This window comes from Leisingera sp. M523 (genome assembly GCF_025141335.1).
GTDB lineage: Bacteria > Pseudomonadota > Alphaproteobacteria > Rhodobacterales > Rhodobacteraceae > Leisingera.
Map to the genome: position 1 here is coordinate 771,186 of NZ_CP081036.1, position 19,225 is coordinate 790,410.

Sequence of the window (19,225 nt, forward strand, 5' to 3'; positions counted from 1 at the left end):
CCGGCCATTTCATTGATTGCCAGTGCCAGTTGTCACTTTTGGAAAGGGTTTTGTCCCATCTGGACGTGGAATCCTTCTCAATCTACACGTAGTTGGCGTGAAGGAACCCAAATTCGGAGCAGCAAAATGACCTATCAGGCGCCGGTTCGCGATATCATGTTCAATATCGAGCATTTGTCTGACTGGCCCGGGGTTGCATCTCTGGCGGCTTATGCCGGGATCGAAACCGGGGATGTCCAGGCTGCGCTGGAAGGGTTCGGGCGCTTTTGCTCGGACGTGGTTGCTCCGCTTTCTGGCTCCGGAGACGACACCGGTGCGCGGTTCGACGGTGAAAATGTCGTGATGCCCGAGCCATACCTGCAGGCTTATGCACAATACGCCGGGATGGGCTGGCAAAGCCTGCCGCACCCGGAGGAGTTTGGCGGGATGGGGTTGCCGCGGGCCGCAGGGGCCGCCGCGACTGAGATTCTGAACGCAGCGGATATGAGTTTCGGGCTGTGCCCGCTTTTAACCGACGGGGCGGTTGAGGCGCTGTTGCTTACCGGCTCCGGCGCGCAGAAAAAGCGATACCTCGAGCCGATGATTTCCGGCCGATGGTCCGGCACCATGAACCTGACAGAACCCCAGGCGGGCAGTGATCTGGGGCGCGTGCGGTGCAAGGCGGAACCGGGTGCGGATGGTGCGTATTCGATCAGCGGAACAAAGATTTTCATCACCTATGGCGCGCACAGCCTGACCGAAAACATCGTTCATCTTGTTTTGGCGAGAACGCCTGATGCCCCGGCCGGCCCAAAGGGGCTGAGCCTGTTCATTGTGCCCAAATTCCTGATCCAAGAAGACGGATCGCTTGGCCGGCACAATACCGTCCAATGTGTCAGTATTGAGCATAAATTGGGCGTCAGGGCGAGCCCGACCGCGGTTCTGGAATTTGACGGCGCCACCGGTTTTCTGGTGGGAGAGGAAAACCGGGGCCTTGAATATATGTTCGTGATGATGCGGGCCGCCCGGTTTTCTGTGGGCGTGCAGGGGGTTGCCGTATCGGAACGCGCGTATCAGCACGCCTTGCGCTATGCGCAGGAGCGGGTGCAGAGCCGCCCGGTTGACGGCAGCTCCAAGGAGGCTGTGCCGATCCTTCAGCATCCGGATGTGCGGCGATTGCTGCTGCGGATGCGGGCCTTGGTCGAAGGCGGGCGGGCTTTGGCGATGGCCACTGCAGGATGGCTTGATCTGGCGCAGCACGCCGAGGTCGAACAGGCCCGCGAGGCGTCGGAGATGGCCGAATTTCTGGTGCCGCTGGTCAAAGGGTACTGCACGGAACGGTCTGTGGAGGTCACCTCAATGGGCCTGCAGGTTCATGGCGGCATGGGGTTCATCGAAGAAACCGGGGTTGCGCAATTTTACCGGGATGCCAGGATCCTGCCGATCTACGAGGGCACGACGGCGATCCAGGCCAATGATCTGCTGGGCCGTAAAGTGCTGCGGGACGGTGGCAAGACCGCCCGCCGCTTTGCCGGCCTGATCCTGTCGGTTGAGGCGGACTTGCGCAAGGGCAGCGCGAAGGCGCAGCTGGTTGCAGACCGGCTGGGGCAGGCGCGCCGCGCGTTTGAGGCCAGCCTTGCCTGGCTTCTGGAGACCGCGCCCAACGACCCCAATGCGGCCTATGCCGGCGGTGTTCCCTTTCTGATGCTGGCAGGCAATCTTGCCTCGGGCTGGCAGCTGGGCAGGTCGGTCCTTGTTGCTGAATCCAAGCTGGAGCAGGGCGAAGACACAGCCTTTATGACGCAGAAAATCGCTACCGCAGTGTTTTACGCACAGCATATTCTTGTGGAATGCGGAACCGAAAGCGCCCGGATCATCGACGGCAGCAAAAGCCTGTTCGATGCCGGTTTCGAAATCTGAACAATGGAAATTCCCGGCCTGGACAGGGGCCGGACAGTAAGGAAAAGGCCAGAACAATGTCGCAAGCTGCCAGTTCGCAAACCTATGAAAAGCTCGCCATCGAACAGCGGGACAATGGTGTCTTTATTGTCTCGCTCAACCGGCCGTCCAAGCGAAATGCGCTGGATGCCGCCACGATTGAGGAACTCATCTGCTTTTTCAGCGGTGCGCATCGCAATGGCGTAAAGGCAGTGGTGCTGGCAGGCGCGGGCGACCATTTCTGTGCTGGCCTTGATCTGGTGGAGCACTGGAAGGAAGACCGCAGCCCGGATGACTTCATGCATGTCTGCCTGCGCTGGCACGAGGCCTTTAACAAGATGGAATACGGCGGGGTTCCGATCATTGCTGCCCTTCAGGGGGCGGTTGTCGGCGGCGGGCTGGAATTGGCCAGCGCGGCCCATGTCCGGGTGATGGATCAGACCACTTATTTTGCGCTTCCCGAAGGCCAGCGCGGCATTTTTACCGGCGGCGGCGCCACCATCCGGGTGTCCGACATGATCGGCAAATACCGGATGATTGACATGATCCTGACGGGCCGGGTGTATCAGGGGCAGGAAGCGGTCGATCTGGGGCTGGCGCAATACATTACCGAAGGGTCCAGTTTCGACAAAGCGGTCGAGCTTGCCGATAAGGTCGCGCAAAACCTGCCGCTGACCAACTATGCCATCTGTTCGGCGATCAGCCATTTGAACAACATGTCGGGCATGGATGCGGCTTATGCCGAAGCCGTCGTGGCCGGCGTTGTGAACACGCAGCCGGCGGCGCGTGAACGGCTGGAGGCCTTTGCCAACAAAACCGCAGCCCGCGTGCGGCCCAACAGCTAGGCCGCGTAAACCAGCCGTCAGGCCGTGGCTTTGCACATGGCCTGACGCCGCCGCAGAGTGGCGGGCAGGGAAGGCGGACCCTGTATGCGGTGCAGATTGCTTATGCTTTGTGATAGTCCACATCTTGACATAACCGGTTTTGTAGTTATTTTGACGTCATGACAATATCAAGCCACAACGCCCGCGCCCTTGCTGCCCTTGGCCACGATGCCCGTCTGGCCATCTTCCGCCTGCTGGTCAAAGCAGGCGAGGACGGGCTGCGGGTCGGCGAGATTGCCGAACATTTGGGTTTGGCGCCCTCCACGCTGGCACATCATCTGTCGGCATTGGTGGATGCCAGGCTGGTTGTGCAGGAAAAGCGCGGGCGTGAAGTGTTCAACCGGGTTGATTACCCCGTCATGCTGGGCGTGGTGAATTTCCTGACATCCGAATGCTGCACGGGCGTGACCCTGTCTGCCAAGGAGGAGGTCGCATGAGGTGAACAGTTCTTTTCTGCGATCTGAAAAAACTATAAAACCGGTGATATGAAAATGGCAAACGCAACAAACATTCCCCCAAGACCAGGCGCATCCGTCTGGCGGTTCTTCCAGCAGCAGCGGGTCTGGTTCGCCTCCGCCGCAATCCTGCTGCTGCTGGCCATTTTTGATCCGGCGCAATCTGCAGGCAATGCTGTCTTTGCCGGGGCCGCGCTGGCGCATACGGCACCTTATCTGCTGTTCTCCATTGCCATCGCGGCCTGGGCTGGCGCTACTGGCGCGGACAATCTGGTTGCCAAGGCTTTTACCGGTAAACCGCTTCTGATGATTGCGCTCGGCGCTCTGGCGGGCGGGTTGTCGCCGTTCTGCTCCTGCGGGGTGATCCCGCTTATTGCGGCACTTCTGTCGATGGGGGTGCCGTTGTCCGCCGTCATGGCGTTCTGGCTGGCGTCGCCGATCATGGATCCCTCGATGTTCTTTCTGACCGCCGGAGTTTTGGGTGTTGAATTCGCGGTGGCCAAAACCGCAGCCGCAGTGGGCCTTGGCATTTTTGGCGGCTTGGTTGTCCATTTGCTGAACCAGAGCGGTGCCTTGAAGGATGCGTTGCGTGACGGTGTCGGAAACGGCGGCTGCGGCGGAGCAAAGCTGCGCGCGCCCAAGCCGGTGGTCTGGACATTCTGGACTGAGGCTGAGCGCCGGGCAAAATTTGCCGCAACTGCCTGGACCACTACGATGTTCCTGGCCAAATGGCTGCTGCTGGCCTTTATTCTGGAAAGCCTGATGCTGGCTTGGATCCCGGCGGAAACAGTGACCTCCGCCCTGGGCGGTGAAGGGCTGCTGCCGATCATTACAGCAACGCTGGTTGGTGTCCCGGACTATCTGAACGGTTATGCGGCGCTGCCGCTGGTCGGCGGGCTGATCGAGCAGGGTATGGCACCAGGGGCAGGCCTTGCCTTTCTGGTGGCCGGCGGCGTGACCTCGATCCCCGCAGCTATGGCCGTGTGGGCGCTGGCACGTCCGCAAGTCTTTGCGCTGTACCTTGGCCTATCGCTCAGCGGAGCTTTTTCCGCGGGGCTGCTGTTCCAGCTCTGGCACGCAGTCTGATCCTGCCAGCCGGGGGATGTGCCAGTGTCCTGGGGTGTCCCGGCGAAACCAGCGCGGACGGGCGGGGCAGTAACCCAGTGGTTTCGCCCCGCCCAGGCGTGCCGCCTCAGGCCTTCACCCGGCTCATCGACGGGTCGTAGAGCGGGCTGAGCTGCACCTTGCAGGGCACTCTCTCAGTTGCGACTTCCAGTTCGTAGTCCCCGCTCAGCACATATTCTGCATCAACGCCATCTGAGTTGCGGATATAGCCGTAGCCAATGGATTGCCCCACCGTGTAGCCATAGCCGCCCGAGCTGAGCCAGCCGACGCGCTGGCCATTCCGGTAGATGGTTTCGCGGCCTAACAGCACCACACCGGGATCAGCGGTAAAGCAGGCGAGCATCTTCTTCACACCCTTGGCCTTTTGCGCTTCGGCGGCGGCACGGCCCTTGAAGGGCATGTCCTGCTTCAGCTTCACTGCCCAGCCCAGCCCGGCTTCAAACGGGGTGTGGTCCGGCCCGATATCAGCTCCCCATGCGCGGTAGCCTTTTTCCAGGCGCAGGGACTCAATAGCGCGGTAACCGGCGTTGATCAGCCCCTGCGGAAGCCCGGCTTCCATCAGCGCATTGTAGACGGTCTGGGCGTATTCCACCGGCAGGTGCAGCTCCCAGCCCAGCTCACCCACATAGGTGACGCGCAGCGCCTGAACCGGGCAGCCCGCAATGCCGATGGTGCGGATAGTGCCGAACTTGAAGCCGTCGTTTGATACATCGTCGCGGGTGACAGCGGACAGGATATCGCGCGCCTTCGGCCCCATCAGTGACAGCACCGCGTTCGATGAGGTGATGTCGAACAGCTGGCAGTTCATGCCGTCGGGAATGTTGCGGCGGATCCAGTCGAAATCATGGGTGGCATAGCCGGTGCCGGTGACAATGTAGAGCTCGTCATGCGCCACCCGGCCCACGGTCAGATCGCATTCGATGCCGCCTTTGTTGTTCAGCATCTGGGTGTAGATCAGCGCGCCCACCGGCTTGTCCACGTTATTGGCGCAGATCCAGTTCATCGCGGCCAGCGCATCCGGGCCTTTCAGCGCGAATTTGGCGAATGATGTCTGGTCGAACAGCACCGCGGCTTCGCGCACGGCCTTATGTTCGCGGCCCACCGCCTCGAACCAGTTCTGGCGGCCAAAGCTGTAGACGTCCTTGGGCGTTTCCCCTTTGGCGGTATCGGCGAACCAGTTGGGGCGCTCCCAGCCGAGTTTTTCGCCGAAGCAGGCACTCTGGCGTTTGAGCGTGTCGTAAAGCGGCGACTTGCGGCAGGGGCGGCCGGAGTCGTGTTCCTCATGCGGCCAGGCCATGGTGTAGTGCTTGCCGTAAGCCTCGACCGTGCGGGTGCGGACCCAGTCGGTGTCGAAATGCGGGCGGCCAAAGCGGCGGATATCGGCGGACCACAGGTCGAACGGCGGCTCGCCGTTCTTCACCCATTCCGCCAGCGCCATGCCTGCACCGCCGCCCGCGGCGATGCCGAAGGCGTTGAAGCCCGCGCCGACAAAGAAGTTCTGCAGCTCCGGCGCCTCGCCGATGATGAAGTTACCGTCGGGGGTAAAGCTTTCCGGCCCGTTGGTCAGGGTCTTGATACCGGCATGCTCCAGCGCCGGGACCCGGCCAAGCGCCTGTTCCATCAGCTGTTCGAAATGGTCGAAATTGCTGTCCAGCAGCGTGTAGTGGAAGCCCTGGGGGATGCCGTCCCTCGCCCAGGGGATCGGGTTCGGCTCGTAGCCGCCCATCACCAGCCCGCCGACTTCTTCCTTGTAATAGGTCAGCCGGTCCGGGTCGCGCAGGGTGGGCAGGTTGGACGGCACGCCCTCGAACGGCTCGGTCACCATATACTGGTGTTCCATCGGCACCAGCGGCACGTTGACACCAAACCGCTTGGCAAAGGTACGGGTCCATTGGCCGGCGCAGCAGATCACCTTTTCACACTCAATCCGGCCATGTTCGGTGATCACGGCGCGGATTTTGCCGTCCTTGATCTCGATATCGGTGACCTTGGTGTCCTCAAATATCTTCGCCCCGGCCATCCGCGCGCCTTTGGCCAGCGCCTGGGTGATGTCGGACGGGTTGGCCTGGCCGTCGGTGGGCATGAAGGCGGCGCCGATCACGTCGGAGATATCCATCAGCGGCCACAAGTCCAGCGCCTCCTTGGGGGTCAGCAGCTCCATCTCCAGACCAAAGGAATGCGCGGTGGTGGCCTGACGCTTCACTTCGGTCCAGCGTTCCTCGTTGCAGGCCAACCGCAACCCGCCGTTCATCTTCCAACCGGTGCCCAGGCCGGTTTCCTCCTCAATCTTGTTGTAAAGGTCGACCGAATAGCCCAAGAGCTGGGTGATATTGGCGTTTGAGCGCAGCTGCCCGACCAGCCCGGCAGCGTGGAAGGTGGTGCCTGAGGTCAGCTTTTTCCGCTCCAGCAGAACGGTATCCGTCCAGCCCAGTTTGGCCAAGTGATAGGCTGTTGAGCAGCCGATGATGCCGCCGCCGATGATGACTGCCTTGGCAGTTGAGGGGAGTTCGGTCATGTCAGTCCTCAGGTGTTTTGAAAGTCGTCAAGTGCGGCACGGAAGCGCGCGAGATTCCCGGCGGTGTAGGCCGCATAGTCAAAGTCGATTTCGGAAGTGATTTCCGAGACCATGCTCCACATGGTCTCCCGCAGCAGCGAGGCGCATTTCATGGCGCTGTAGCGGTGCAGCAGCGCGTCCGTCACCGGTGCTTCGAAATAGGTTTCCAGCAGCCATTGTTCCTGTTGCTGCGACAGCCCGTTGTTAGAGGCGAGCCCGCCCAGATCGAACAGCGGCGAATTGAAACCGGCATAGTCATAGTCGATCAGCCAAAGCCGCTGTCCGTCGTCCAGAAAATTGCCGCAGAGCAGGTCGTTATGGCCAAAGACGATGTCAAAGGGGCCGGCGGCCTGTTCCAGGCCATTGCCGATGCCAGCCAGTTCTGTCGCCAGCGGCGCATGCGGGCTGTTCTGGTCCTGCAGCGTCGCGGCATAATCGCGGATCACATGAAAGACCCAGAACACCAGTGCCGGGCCGCGCAAGTGCCGGGGCACATCGCGGTGGCAGGATTTCACCAGCTCCAGCACCCGCGGCAGCATAGCCGGGCCGCGCACGTCCGCTTCAGTCAGGGTGCGGCTTTCGATGAACTCCAGCACCGTCAGGCCGTCTTGGGTGTGCACCACCGCGGGCGACAGGCCGGCGGCATGGGCTGCACGGCTGGCCGCCAGCTCATTAAAGCGCATCACCTGATGCAGCGGGATGTCATCGCCCGCGCGCACCACATATTTGCCGGCACTGTCCTCGACCAGGCAATTCACATTGGTGATACCGCCGTCGAGCGGCTTGACGTCTATTTCACCTTGCCAGATCGGCAGGGCGCGGATGCGGTTCAGCAGATCGGATTGGCTCATGCTCAGCTCTCCAGTCCAAAGCGGATGCGGGCGCCGCGGGCACCGGCATTGACCAGCCGGTCGGCGATGATGGCGATAAAGGCGATGGCAAGACCTGCCACCAGGCCGCGGCCGGTGTCGGCCTTGGTCAGCGCAATGTAAACTTCCTGGCCCAGGTCGCGGGTGCCGACCAGCGCGGTGATCACCAGCATCGACAGCGCCAGCATGATGGTCTGATTGATGCCCAGCAGGATCTCCGGCAGCGCCAACGGCAGGCGCACCAGGCGCAGAAGCTGCCATTTGGTGCAGCCCGAGACCTGCCCCGCCTCGATCAGCTCGCCGCTGACGCTGCGCATGCCGTGGGCCGCATAGCGGACTGCCGGTGCCAGCGCATAGAGCACAATGGCAATCAGCGCGGTGAAATCGCCGACCCGGAACAGCATCACCACCGGGATCAGGTAAACAAAGCTGGGCAGTGTCTGCAGCGTGTCGATCAGCAGGTTGATGGCGATGCCTGCGCGCCGGTTGAGCGCCGCCAGAACCCCCAGCGGCACACCGATCAGCGTGGCCAGGATAACCGAGGCACCGCAAAGATAGACCGTCACCATTGCCTTGGCCCACAGGCCGCTGACCACGATCAGCAGCGACAGCCCGCCGCACAGCAGCGCGAGCCCGAAGCCGCCCGCGCGCCAGCCGAGCAGCGTCAGCATGGCGATGGCCCAGGGCCAGGGAAGGCCCAGCAGGATCTTCTTGATCGGCAGCATGAACCAGTGGAGGAAGAACACCTTCACGGCCTCAAACATGTCGAAGTAATTCACATTCAGGTATTTAACCGTGTCGTTCCAAAAGTCGCCGGTGGTGATGGTCTGGCCGGCCGGATAGTCCAGCAGCAACGGCGAGAAGCGGCCAAGAACCCAGGTGACCGCCAGCAGGGACAGCACCAGCACCGTGCGCTTGTGCCGGGCAGCGAAGGTTCCGGGCGGCGTGTGGTGAACCTGGCCCATCCGCTCTGCCAATGCCTGGCTCAGCCGGTCCACGGCGACGGCCAGCACCACAATGGCAATGCCTGCCTCAAAACCGGCGCCGATATCCAGACGGCGCAGCGCGGCCAGCACGTCGAAGCCTAGCCCTCCCGCGCCGATCATCGAGGCGATGATCACCATGTTCAGCGACAGCATGATGACCTGATTGACGCCCACCATCAGGCTTTGGCTGGCCGAGGGCACCAGCACCCGCCACATCAGCTGGCGTTGTGTCGTGCCTGCCATGCGGCCGAAGTCGAGGATCTCCGGGTCCACCGCCTTCAGCGCCATAATGGTGATGCGGATCATCGGCGGGGTGGCATAGATTATGGTGGCAACCAGCGCCGAAACCGGGCCAAAGCCGAACATGAACAGGATCGGCACCAGATAGGCGAAGATCGGAATGGTCTGCATCAGGTCCAGAACAGGCGACAGGATGCGCTCGCCCAGCGGATGGCGGTAAGCCCAAATGCCTGCCAGCAGCCCGCCGACCGCACCGATCGGCACCGCGATAACCACCGAGGCCAGCGTCACCATGGCACTGTCCCACTGCCCGAATACGGCAAGGTAGGCAAAACAGGCCCCGACCAGCGCCGCCAGCCCCCAGCTGCGGCAGTAATGCCCCAGCGCAACAGCTGCGGCGGTGACGGCAATCCAGCTGATGGCAGGTAGCAAGATCTGCTGGTCCGGGCCGGAACCCAATAGAAACCCATGCGCCAGCAGGCTCAGCATCAGCTCGTACGGCTGTTCGATCAGCCAGGCGAGGGCGCGGGTGGCATCTGTAAAAGACACCGGGCCGATGGCCGCGTCTTCGACCAGCCAGGTCATGCCTGCGGAGATATGGGTTTTGAACGGGATCACCCATCCGGAGGGCCATTTGATCAGCCAGCGTGCATCCAGCGCCTTGGCCAGGTCGCGGCCGAACCAGCCCAACAGGATCGTGGCCATCACTAGCCCCCAGGCAGTGGCAGCCTGTGCCGACAGGCGCGGCTTCATGCTGCGTCCCCCGTTCCAAACAGCACCCGGGCTACGGCCTGGCGGCCGATACTGCCGACGATCCGGCCGCTGCCGTCACTGACGGGGCGCGGCGTGTCCGCTGCGATAATCTGTTCGGCCACGTCTGATACCCGCGCTGATTGCAGCACCGGGTCGCCTTCGCCGCCGGTGCCGGGGGTCATGATGCCGCCCACCGTCAGCACTTTGGAGCGCGGGATGTGGCGGGTGAATTCAGCGACATAATCCGTGGCCGGGTTCAGCACCAGTTCCTCGGGCGTGGCTATCTGGATGATTTCACCGTCCTTCATGATGGCGATACGGTCGGCCAGGCGCACGGCTTCCTCAAAGTCGTGGGTGATAAACACGATGGTTTTGTGCAAGCGGGCTTGCAGGCGCAGGAACTCGTCCTGCATCTCGCGGCGGATCAGCGGGTCTAGCGCCGAGAACGGTTCGTCCAGAAACCACAGATCCGGTTCCGTCACCAGCGAGCGGGCGATGCCGACGCGCTGCTGCTGGCCGCCGGACAGCTCGCGCGGGTAATAATCCTCGCGGCCCTTGAGGCCGACCAGCTCCACCACCTCGCGGGCCTTGGCCTCAGCCTCGGCTTTGGGGGCGGCCTGAACTGTCAGCGGGAACTTCACGTTCTGCAGGACGGTCAGATGCGGCAGCAGGGCAAAGTGCTGGAACACCATGCCCATCTTGTGGCGGCGGATTTCGATCATTTCACGCGCGCTGGCGGTCAGCAGATCCACGCCGTCAAACAGCACCTGGCCGCCGGTCGGCTCGATCAGCCGCGACAGGCAGCGCACCAGAGTGGATTTGCCGGACCCGGACAGCCCCATGATGATAAATATCTCGCCTTCGGCAATGTCGATGCGGGCATCGCGCACAGCACCGATAATACCCGCCTTGCGGATCTCCGCGCCGCTGGGGGACGGGTTGCCGTTCAAAAACGCCGTGGTATTGGCGCCATACAGCTTCCAGATATTGCGGCAGGAGAGTTTGGTCTTGGGGGTCATCAATGCGGTTCCTGAACCGGTCCGCGGAATGCGGCCGGGTTGATTGACGGGGCAGGGGAAAAGGCCGGGGCTGCCTGAGAGCGTGCAGCAGCCCCGGGGAGTGAGATCAGTTGCTGATCCAACCGGACCAGCGGTCCTTGTTTGCGGCCATCCAATCCGACACCACTGTATCGATATCAACGCCGTCCAGATCAGCCTTGCCGACCATGGCGCTCATCTCTTCGTTGGTAATCTGGTAGGACTGCACGATCTGATAGGCGCCCGGCCATTTTTCCGGCAGCCCTGCCCAAGCGGCTTTCCAGATCGGGCCGCGCGGTTTGCCGCAATCATAGGCCAGATCCGGGTTCACCCCCGCCGCAGGATCGGTGTAGCATTCCGCGGAATAGGGCGGGAACTCCACGAATTCACCGTCGTATTTGGCCGGCGCCCAGTGCGGCACATATACCCACAGGACAATCGGGTCCTGGCGCTGATAGGCGGATTCAAGTTCGGCAAACAGTGCGGCGTCGGTGCCTGCGTGAACCACTTCAAATTCCAGCTCCAGCGCCTCGACGCGTTCTTCGTCAAAACCGCCCCAGGTGACTGGGCCGCCGACATAGCGCCCGTAGGGAGAGGTTTCCGCCGTTGCGAATTCCTCGGCACAGTCCTTCAGCGCCTGCCAGTCGGGCAGGCCGGGGCAGCGGTCTTTCATATAGGCGGGGTACCACCATTCCTCGATCGCCATCAGTCCGGTTTCGCCGGCATTGACAACTTTGCCCGAGGCTGTCGCGTCGTCCAGCGCCTCGCGCCCGGTGGTCTCCCAGATTTCCATCGCCAGATGCAGATCGCCGGTCTTCAGCCCGGCAAACTGCGCGATATAGTCTGCCTGGACATATTCGATGTTATACCCTGCCTCCTGCAGGATGCTGCCCATGATCTTGGTGTTGATCAACTGGCCGGACCAGTCGTGCAAAGTCAGTTTGATCGGGTCGGAGGACTCGGCGGCCCAGGCGGATGAAGCGGAAACGGCGGCTGTCAGCGCCACGGCTCCCAAAGCGTTGAAGTTTCTCAGCATAAGGAATTCCCTGATATGTGGCATTTTGTGCGATTCTTGGCGTCGCCTGTTATGATGGTGCGGCGATTGTGCCGATCAGTCAATAAAAAACCACAATAAACCACAATTCCTTCGAGGAAAGCGGGTTTTGAGGCGGACAGGCGCGGTATCCGAGGGTTCATGTGTTGTTTTTTGTGGCTTTCTGGCGTAGCAACACAACAGGAGGCCCAATGACCAAAAGCCGCAAAACCACCAATCAGCGCGAAGAAGAAATCCTGCGGGCGCTGCAACAGGCAGGCGGGTCCTGCCGGGTCAGCTATCTGGCCGGCAGGCTGGGCGTGTCCAATGAAACCATCCGGCGCAATATCCGCACGCTGGAGGATGCCCAGGCGGTCCGCAAGGTGCACGGCGGGGTGCATCTGGTTGAAGATGTGAACGAGCTGCCGCTGCAAAGCCGGATGGACACACACGCCTCAGAAAAGCAGCGTCTGGCCATCGAGGTTGCCAAGACCATCAGCGACGGGGATTCGGTCTTTTTGGATGTCGGCTCCACCACCGCCTATGTAGCGCAGGAGCTGCGGCAGCGGTCAAACCTCTTTGTGGTGACCAATTCCGTGCTGGTGGCCCATGCGCTGGCCTCGCGCAACAACAACCGGGTGTTTCTGGCGGGCGGCGAGCTGCGCCCGCATGACGGCGGTGCCTTCGGGGCCGAAGCGCTGGATCTGGTGCGGCGGCTGAACGTGCAGTTTGCCATCTTTTCGGCCGGGGCGATCAATGCCGAACTGGGCTTCATGCTGCATGATCTCGAAGAGGCTAACCTGGCCCGTGTCGCGGCGGCCAATGCGCAGGTCCGGATTGTTGTGGCCGATCATGACAAGTTCAACAAGCGCGCACCGGTGTCGGTCGGCAAGGATACAAAATTCGAGGTCTTCTATACGGACGCACAGCCGCCGCAGGCCATCAAGGACATGCTCAAGGCGATGGATACTGATCTGATCGTGGTCGAATAACCGGGCAGGGCCGTCATCCGGACAAGACGCGGCCCAGTTGCTCTGGCTGCGCCCGGTTTGCAGAATTCCCTCTGCATCAAAACTTTTTCTTGCCGCAACGAAAGGGATGCGCTACCCGCGCATTACCGGTCCCGAAAGGGCTAAGAGGGAATCCGCGGTGCCTGCCGGCGCCAAACGGAACTGCCCCCGCAACTGTAGGCGGCGAGAGCTGTGCCATGACGTCACTGGGCCAAAACGGTCCGGGAAGACGGCACAGTCATTGACCCGCCAGTCAGGAGACCTGCCGGTGAAAACCGAAAGACACCGGGCGGGGTTGTCCGGGGAGGTTGCCGGTAAGATGCGCCGCCGTTTTCCGGTGCCGCAAGCGGGGGCCAGACCCTCAGCCTTACCGGTCAATGCCCTTTCACCCGTTCTCCGGTCATTGACACATGGAGATCGAATATCATGTTTTTGCGTTCCGGCCTGATCGGCCTTTCCTTCATCGCTGCCGCACAGGCTGCGGCGGCCAGCGAAACCTTTCCGCTGACCATAGAAAACTGCGGCCAGTCGGTCACCTTCGAGGCGCCGGCAGCGTCTTCGGTAACGGTTGGCCAGGCGGCGACCGAAGTGCTTTACGCGCTGGGGCTGGGCGATAAGGTGCTGGGCACCTCGGTCTGGTTCAACGACGTGCTGCCCGAATACGCAGACATGAATGCCAAGATCGACCGTCTGGCCGACAACGACCCAAGCTTTGAAAGCGTGGTCGCCAAACGCCCCGGTCTGGTGGCAGCGCAGTACGAATGGCACGTCGGCCCGGAAGGCGTCGTTGCCAAGCGCGAGCAGTTTCATGACCTCGGCATTCCGACCTATGTGATGCCCGCCGATTGCGTCGGCAAAGACAACACCACCGGCGGCGACGGCACCCGCACGCAGATGTTCACCACCGGCAGCCTGTATCAGGGGATCGAGGAACTGGCGGCGATTTTTGGCGAGGCTGAAAAGGGCGCCGAACTGGTCGCCGATTACAAGGCGCGCGAGGCTGCGGCGGTTGCCAAGGCGCAGCAGGTCGCGCTGGAAGATGCCTCTGCCGTGTTCTGGTTCTCGTCGCCTGAGATGGAAAGCGACCCGTTTGTGGCCGGCCAGAAGGGCGCGCCGGGTTACATGATGCAGCAGCTGGGCCTGCGTAATGTCGTTGAGACCGACGAGGAATGGCCAACGGTCGGCTGGGAGACCATCGCCAAGGCCAATCCGACGGTGATTGTGATTGCCCGCATGGACCGCCGCCGCTTTGCCGCGGATGACTATGAAAAGAAGCTGGACTTCCTGCGCAATGATCCGGTGGCGAGCCAGATGGATGCAGTCAAGAACAACCGCATCGTTGTGATGGACGCCCAGGCGATGGATGCCACCATCCGTGCCATTCCGGCGCTGGAGGATCTGGCTGCTGAACTCAGCGTGATCGGCACCAGCCAGTGAGTGCAGCCGCTGCAATCACATGGCAGGGCGTCAAGGGCGCGTGCCTGGCCTTGCCGGTGCTGATTGCGGCGGTTCTGGCAGGCGCAATGATCGGGGAAACGGCGCTTGCGCCTGACCTTGTGCTGTCGGTTCTGGCCAATAAGCTGGCCGGGGCAGCGCTGCCGGTTGATCCGATAGATCAAGGCATTATCTGGAGCTACCGGCTGCCGCGGGCGCTGGTGGCGGGGGCCTGCGGGGCGGCGCTGGCGGTGGCGGGCGTGGTGCTGCAGGCGTTGCTGCGCAATGCGCTGGCAGATCCCTATATCCTGGGCATTTCCGCCGGCGCCTCGACCGGGGCGGTTGCGGTGACCATTGCAGGGCTTGGCGGCGGTGCGCTGTCGTTGTCCTTTGGCGCTTTTAACGGCGCGCTGCTGGCCTTTGGCTTTGTTGCCGTGCTGGCCCGGGCCGCCGGGGCCGGCGGCAGCCGCGCTGCGGCAGCGCAAATTGTGCTGGCCGGCATTGCAGGCTCGCAGCTGTTCAACGCGCTGACTGCTTTTATCATCGCCAAATCCGCCAACGCCGATCAGGCCCGCGGCATCATGTTCTGGCTGATGGGCAATATGGGCGGCGTGCGCTGGCCGGATGTGTGGCTGGCAGTGCCGCTGGCGCTGGCGGGCTGGGTCGTCTGCCGGTTCCATGCGCGGGCGCTGGATGCCTTTACCTTTGGCACCGATTCAGCAGCCTCGCTGGGCATTCCGGTGCGGCGGGTGCAAGTTATCCTGATCTTTGCCACCGCGCTGACCACAGCGGTGATGGTGTCCATCGTTGGCTCGATCGGCTTTGTCGGCCTGGTGATCCCGCATGCGGCGCGGTTCCTGGTTGGTCCCGGGCATCGCAGGCTGATGCCGGCCGCGGCGCTGACCGGGGCGGTGTTCCTGATTGGCGCAGACATCGTGTCCCGGATCATAATCCCTGGCCAGGTGCTGCCCATCGGCGTTGTCACAGCCCTGATCGGGGCGCCGTCCTTTGCGGTGATCCTGGTGCGCGGAAGAAGGGCTGCGCGATGAAGATCGAAGCCCGCAGCCTGTCTTACTCCATCCGCGGCAAGCTGCTGTTGTCTGATGTCTCATTGACGGTGCAGCCGGGTGAGACCCTGGCGCTGGTCGGTCCGAACGGGTCCGGGAAATCCACGCTGATGCGGCTGCTGGCGGGGTTGGCACGCCCATCGCATGGCGAGGTTCTGCTGGCGGAAAAACCCTTGGCACAGCTAACCCGCAGAGAGGTCGCCCAGCGGACCGCGATTGTCGAACAGCAGGCCGATACTGCCGAGCGCATCACCGCACGGTCGGTGGTGGAACTGGGGCGGACGCCCTGGCTGTCAGCGTTAAGACCCTGGAGCGGCGAAGACGGCCTGCATGTTGAAAACGCACTGAGGACAGTGGAAATGGAGGGCTTTTCCAGCCGCGAATGGGCCACATTGTCCGGCGGCGAACAGCAGCGGCTGCACATCGCCCGCGCCCTTGCGCAGCGGCCCGGGCTGCTGCTGCTGGACGAACCGACAAACCACTTGGATATCCATCACCAGCTGTCGATCCTGAATTGCATCCGGAACCTGAAGGTGACCACCGTCGTGGCACTGCACGATCTGAATCAGGCGCTGATGTGCGACCGGGTGGCGGTGCTGTCGGGCGGACGCCTGGTGGCGCTGGGCACCCCGCAGAAAGCACTGAACCCGGATACGGTATCGGAAATTTTCGGGATCAAGGCCCGCTGGATCCGTGACGCGGACGGGGCAGAACCGTTTTTGTCCTTTCATCTGGCGTGAGCGGTTGCGATGCCGCACTCCCGCCCGTTGCCGGATCTCCTGACGGAGACCCCGCGCCCGTTGGGCCCGGCGCCGCGCTGCCGCGCGGCGGACCGGTCAGCACTGCTGACCGGATGTTTCGCGCGCGAAACATTGAGGCAGAAAAACTGACCTTCTTATCATCTTGCGGGCGAGGGATGTTGGGGAGTTCAGCTGTTGGTGATCTCCCCAAGGATTTTGTTGCGCTGGATCTTTCCTGACGGCCCTTTGGGCAGGTCCGGCAGGATGTGGATCTCGTCCGGCGATTTGAACCGGCCCAGTACGGACTGGCAGATTTCGATCAGCTCCAGCGGTGTCAGGGTGGAGCCGTCGCGGATTTTGACCGCGGCCTCGACCGTTTCACCGTAGCTTTTGCAGGGGCGGGCAAAAGCGGCGGCCTCGATCACGTCGGGGTGCGAATAAAGCGCCTCGTCAATCTCGCGCGGTGCGATGTTTTCGCCGCCTTTGATGATCAGCTCTTTCAAGCGGCCAGTCACGAAGACATAGCCGTCTCCGTCGATGCGCCCCAGATCACCGGTCCGCAGCCAGCCGTCCGCGGTGAAGGTGCCCGCCGTGGCCTCCGGGTTGTTCAGGTATTCCAGCATCACGTTGGGGCCGCGCACGGCCAGTTCGCCCTCGGTGCCATCGGTGACCGGCTGCTGGTTTGCATCCAGGACGGCGATGCCGTTGCCATAGGCGATGCCGGGGGAGCCGATCTTGCGGGTGCCTGGAGGCAGGGGATTGGACAGGATCTGCGCGGCGGTTTCCGTCAGGCCCATGGTCTCGATGATGGGGATGCCGAACCGGTCCTCAAACGCGCGCTGCACGTCCGGAGCCAGCGCCGAAGACGCGGAGCGGCCAAAGCGCAGGCGCGCCCTGGTGCTGTCAACGGGATCAAGCTCTGAGTGCAGCAGATGCGATATGATGGTCGGCACCACCGAAAACCACGTGGCCTTGGACCAGCCCGCATGCGCCCAGAAGCGGCTGGCCGAGAAACGCTCGCACATGGCCAGCGAGCCGCCGGAAATCAGCGTGCCCATCACCGTCACGCACAACCCGTTGATATGGTAGACTGGCAGCACGCACAGACCGCGGTCCTGCGGTGTCAGCTCATGCGCGATGGCCGTGGTCCAGCCGCCGGCCAGCAGGCTGGCGTGGCTGTGCACCACCCCCTTGGGCTGCCCGGTGGTGCCGGAGGTATACATCAGCAAAGCGTGGTCACCGGCAGAGAGCGGGTGCAGCTCTGCCGGTGGCCCGCCAGTTACTGCCTGCCTGTCCAATGGGGAGAGGATGGACAGGTCGGCAGTCTGCGCGAACAGGTCTGTCTGGCTGTCATGCACAAAGGCAAAGCGGGCGCCGCTGTGCTGCAGGGCGTAGGCGACGGCGCTGTTGCCCGCGACCAGGTTAATCATGGTGGCGCGGAAGCCGCCGTAGAGCACCCCGAACAGGCATTCGAGGGCCTCGCGCCCGTTTGGATGCAGGATGGCGATGCTCTCGCCCTTGGCGATGCCCATCGCGGTCAGCGAACGGGCGATGGCCTCAGCCGTGCTGTGCAGTTCTTGCCAGCTGAGATCCGGCGCGCCATCGGGGAAGACAAAACCGGTGCCGCCGTCCTTGGCGCGTTTGTCCAGCCAGTCGCGGATGGTTCCTTTGGGCGGTTCCATCATTGGCCCGCCTCCGCCCAATAGCTGGCAAAGATGTCGTCCAATGCCGGTTCGCGAGGTGCGATTTCGCGCACGATCTTGGTGGTTTGCACGAAATGCCGCCAATGGAGGTTGGTGTCGATCGAATTGCCGCCCCAGCTGCCGCATCCCATCGACAGCGAAAACGGCATCCCATTGGTGAATGCGCCGCCGGTGGCAAAAGTATGGGCCTGATTGACGATCACCCGGCAGGCGGGCATCTCGCGACCCAACTCAATGGCGCGGGTGTCCTGGCTTGTGTGGATGCCGATGGAATGGCCGCCGCCCTGGTGATCCAGAATCCGGGCGGCGATGGCTTTGGCATCCGCGAAATCGGCGGCGCGGTAGACCGCCAGAATGCGGCTCAGCTTTTCGCCGGACAGCGGGTGATCCGGGCCGATGCCCTTGGTCTCCACCGCCAGGAATTTGGTGCCTTCCGGGACCTGGCCGGCCATGTCCAGTGCCGCCAGCATCTTGTCCGCGTCCTGTGCAATGACTTCGCGGTTCAGGTGGCCGTCGGGCCAAAGTTTGGCGATGATGCCGTCTGAGTCAGCCTCGGAGATCAGCGCGCCGCCTTCCTGGGCCAATGCGGCGATAAACCGGTCGTAAACAGCGTCCACCACCACAACCGAATTCTCCGAGGAGCAGGAGGTGGCGTTATCGAACGTCTTGGAGGCGGTGATCTTTGCTGCCGCGCTAGCCAGATCAGCGGTCTCGTCCACGATCACCGACACATTGCCGGCCCCCACGGCCACGGCAGGGGTGCCGCAGGACTGGGCGCGGTGGACGTTGTTCTGGCTGCCGGTGCAGATTACCCGGTCGGCGGTCTCCATCAGCGCCTGGGTCTTGGCCTTGGAGCCGGGTGCAGGGATCATCTGCACCAGATCCGGGTCCAGCCCGAGCTTGGCGAATTCGGCGTGAATATAGGAGAGCAGCAATTCGCAGGAGGCGACGCCCTTGGGCGAGGGGGCCACGACAATGGCATTGCCGCCTTTCAGCGCGTTGATGATGTTGTTGGCAGGCGTCGCTGCCGGGTTTGTCGAGGGAACCACGGCGCCGATCACGCCGATGGGGCGCATGATCTCGGTGATGCCGGTCGCGGGATCATCGCTGATGATGCCCTGGGTCTGAACGCCTGCAATGTCGCGGAGCAGGCCCAGGGTTTTGCGGTGGTTCTTGGTGATCTTGTCAGGCACGTTGCCCAGGCCGGTGGATTCAACGGCAAGCTTGGCCAGGGACCGGTTGCGGGCGGGTTCCATGATAGCCCAGCCTGCCGCCAAGGCTGCCTTGTCATACAGCGCCTGGCTGCCGCGGGCCTCGAATGCCTTTTGTGCGGTGCGTGCGCGCGCCACGATCTGTTCCACCTCGGCGATGCCAGAGGCGAGTGCGTCCTGAGCGGTCATGTCTTTCCTCGATTGATT

The 19,225-nt window shown here is 62.7% G+C and carries 15 protein-coding genes and 1 riboswitch; of the genes, 8 read left to right on the forward strand and 7 right to left on the reverse strand.

Annotated features, from left to right (window positions below):
- Positions 1-126 precede the first annotated feature (126 nt).
- The 4 genes from K3557_RS03665 to K3557_RS03680 all read left to right on the forward strand — a co-directional run bounded on the left by K3557_RS03665 (position 127) and on the right by K3557_RS03680 (position 4,342).
- Positions 127-1,899, forward strand: a complete 1,773-nt coding sequence (locus K3557_RS03665; RefSeq protein WP_259997728.1) for an acyl-CoA dehydrogenase — start codon at positions 127-129, stop codon at positions 1,897-1,899.
- A 56-nt stretch (positions 1,900-1,955) separates the two neighbouring features.
- Positions 1,956-2,762, forward strand: a complete 807-nt coding sequence (gene dmdD, locus K3557_RS03670) for a methylthioacryloyl-CoA hydratase (RefSeq protein ID WP_129370120.1) — start codon at positions 1,956-1,958, stop codon at positions 2,760-2,762.
- A 158-nt stretch (positions 2,763-2,920) separates the two neighbouring features.
- Positions 2,921-3,238 (forward strand): helix-turn-helix transcriptional regulator, encoded by a 318-nt coding sequence (locus K3557_RS03675; RefSeq protein ID WP_259997730.1) that lies wholly within the window; start codon positions 2,921-2,923, stop codon positions 3,236-3,238.
- A 54-nt stretch (positions 3,239-3,292) separates the two neighbouring features.
- Positions 3,293-4,342 (forward strand): permease, encoded by a 1,050-nt coding sequence (locus K3557_RS03680; protein WP_409201198.1) that lies wholly within the window; start codon positions 3,293-3,295, stop codon positions 4,340-4,342.
- 106 nt (positions 4,343-4,448) lie between these two features.
- On the opposite strand, the gene K3557_RS03685 is transcribed toward K3557_RS03680, so the two are convergent.
- From K3557_RS03685 to K3557_RS03705, 5 genes are all read right to left on the reverse strand, one after another.
- On the reverse strand, positions 4,449-6,896 hold the full coding sequence (locus K3557_RS03685; protein ID WP_259997733.1) for an FAD-dependent oxidoreductase: 2,448 nt from the start codon (positions 6,894-6,896) through the stop codon (positions 4,449-4,451).
- A gap of 8 nt (positions 6,897-6,904) precedes the next feature.
- Positions 6,905-7,786 carry a phosphotransferase gene (locus K3557_RS03690; RefSeq protein ID WP_259997735.1) on the reverse strand — a complete coding sequence of 294 codons (882 nt, stop codon included), beginning with the start codon at positions 7,784-7,786 and terminating at the stop codon, positions 6,905-6,907.
- 2 nt (positions 7,787-7,788) lie between these two features.
- Entirely contained in the window at positions 7,789-9,783 is a 1,995-nt protein-coding gene (locus K3557_RS03695) for a proline/glycine betaine ABC transporter permease (RefSeq protein WP_259997737.1), read from the reverse strand.
- The gene (locus K3557_RS03700) at positions 9,780-10,802 is read right to left on the reverse strand and encodes a glycine betaine/L-proline ABC transporter ATP-binding protein (protein ID WP_259997739.1); all 1,023 of its coding nucleotides are present in this window, start codon (positions 10,800-10,802) and stop codon (positions 9,780-9,782) included. Before K3557_RS03700 ends, K3557_RS03695 begins: the two co-directional genes overlap by 4 nt.
- Positions 10,803-10,908: 106 nt before the next feature.
- Positions 10,909-11,856: an ABC transporter substrate-binding protein gene (locus K3557_RS03705; RefSeq protein WP_259997741.1), complete on the reverse strand. Its 948-nt coding sequence runs from the start codon at positions 11,854-11,856 to the stop codon at positions 10,909-10,911.
- A gap of 209 nt (positions 11,857-12,065) precedes the next feature.
- Between K3557_RS03705 and K3557_RS03710 the strand changes: the two genes are divergently transcribed.
- The 4 genes from K3557_RS03710 to K3557_RS03725 all read left to right on the forward strand — a co-directional run bounded on the left by K3557_RS03710 (position 12,066) and on the right by K3557_RS03725 (position 16,104).
- Complete coding sequence (locus K3557_RS03710; protein ID WP_259997743.1) at positions 12,066-12,845, forward strand: DeoR/GlpR family DNA-binding transcription regulator; 780 nt, start codon at positions 12,066-12,068, stop codon at positions 12,843-12,845.
- 109 nt (positions 12,846-12,954) lie between these two features.
- A riboswitch (cobalamin riboswitch) is annotated at positions 12,955-13,148 on the forward strand.
- Between the two features lie 141 nt (positions 13,149-13,289).
- Positions 13,290-14,300, forward strand: a complete 1,011-nt coding sequence (locus tag K3557_RS03715; protein ID WP_259997745.1) for an ABC transporter substrate-binding protein — start codon at positions 13,290-13,292, stop codon at positions 14,298-14,300.
- Complete coding sequence (locus K3557_RS03720; RefSeq protein ID WP_259997746.1) at positions 14,297-15,346, forward strand: iron ABC transporter permease; 1,050 nt, start codon at positions 14,297-14,299, stop codon at positions 15,344-15,346. The genes K3557_RS03715 and K3557_RS03720 overlap by 4 nt, the downstream gene beginning before the upstream one ends.
- Positions 15,343-16,104 carry an ABC transporter ATP-binding protein gene (locus tag K3557_RS03725; protein WP_259997748.1) on the forward strand — a complete coding sequence of 254 codons (762 nt, stop codon included), beginning with the start codon at positions 15,343-15,345 and terminating at the stop codon, positions 16,102-16,104. The genes K3557_RS03720 and K3557_RS03725 overlap by 4 nt, the downstream gene beginning before the upstream one ends.
- 188 nt (positions 16,105-16,292) lie before the next feature.
- Here the strand turns inward: K3557_RS03725 and K3557_RS03730 are convergent, their stop codons facing one another.
- Both K3557_RS03730 and sauS read right to left on the reverse strand, forming a co-directional pair.
- Positions 16,293-17,789 carry a class I adenylate-forming enzyme family protein gene (locus tag K3557_RS03730; protein ID WP_259997750.1) on the reverse strand — a complete coding sequence of 499 codons (1,497 nt, stop codon included), beginning with the start codon at positions 17,787-17,789 and terminating at the stop codon, positions 16,293-16,295.
- Positions 17,786-19,207: an acylating sulfoacetaldehyde dehydrogenase gene (sauS, locus tag K3557_RS03735; protein WP_259997752.1), complete on the reverse strand. Its 1,422-nt coding sequence runs from the start codon at positions 19,205-19,207 to the stop codon at positions 17,786-17,788. Before sauS ends, K3557_RS03730 begins: the two co-directional genes overlap by 4 nt.
- Positions 19,208-19,225: the final 18 nt, after the last annotated feature.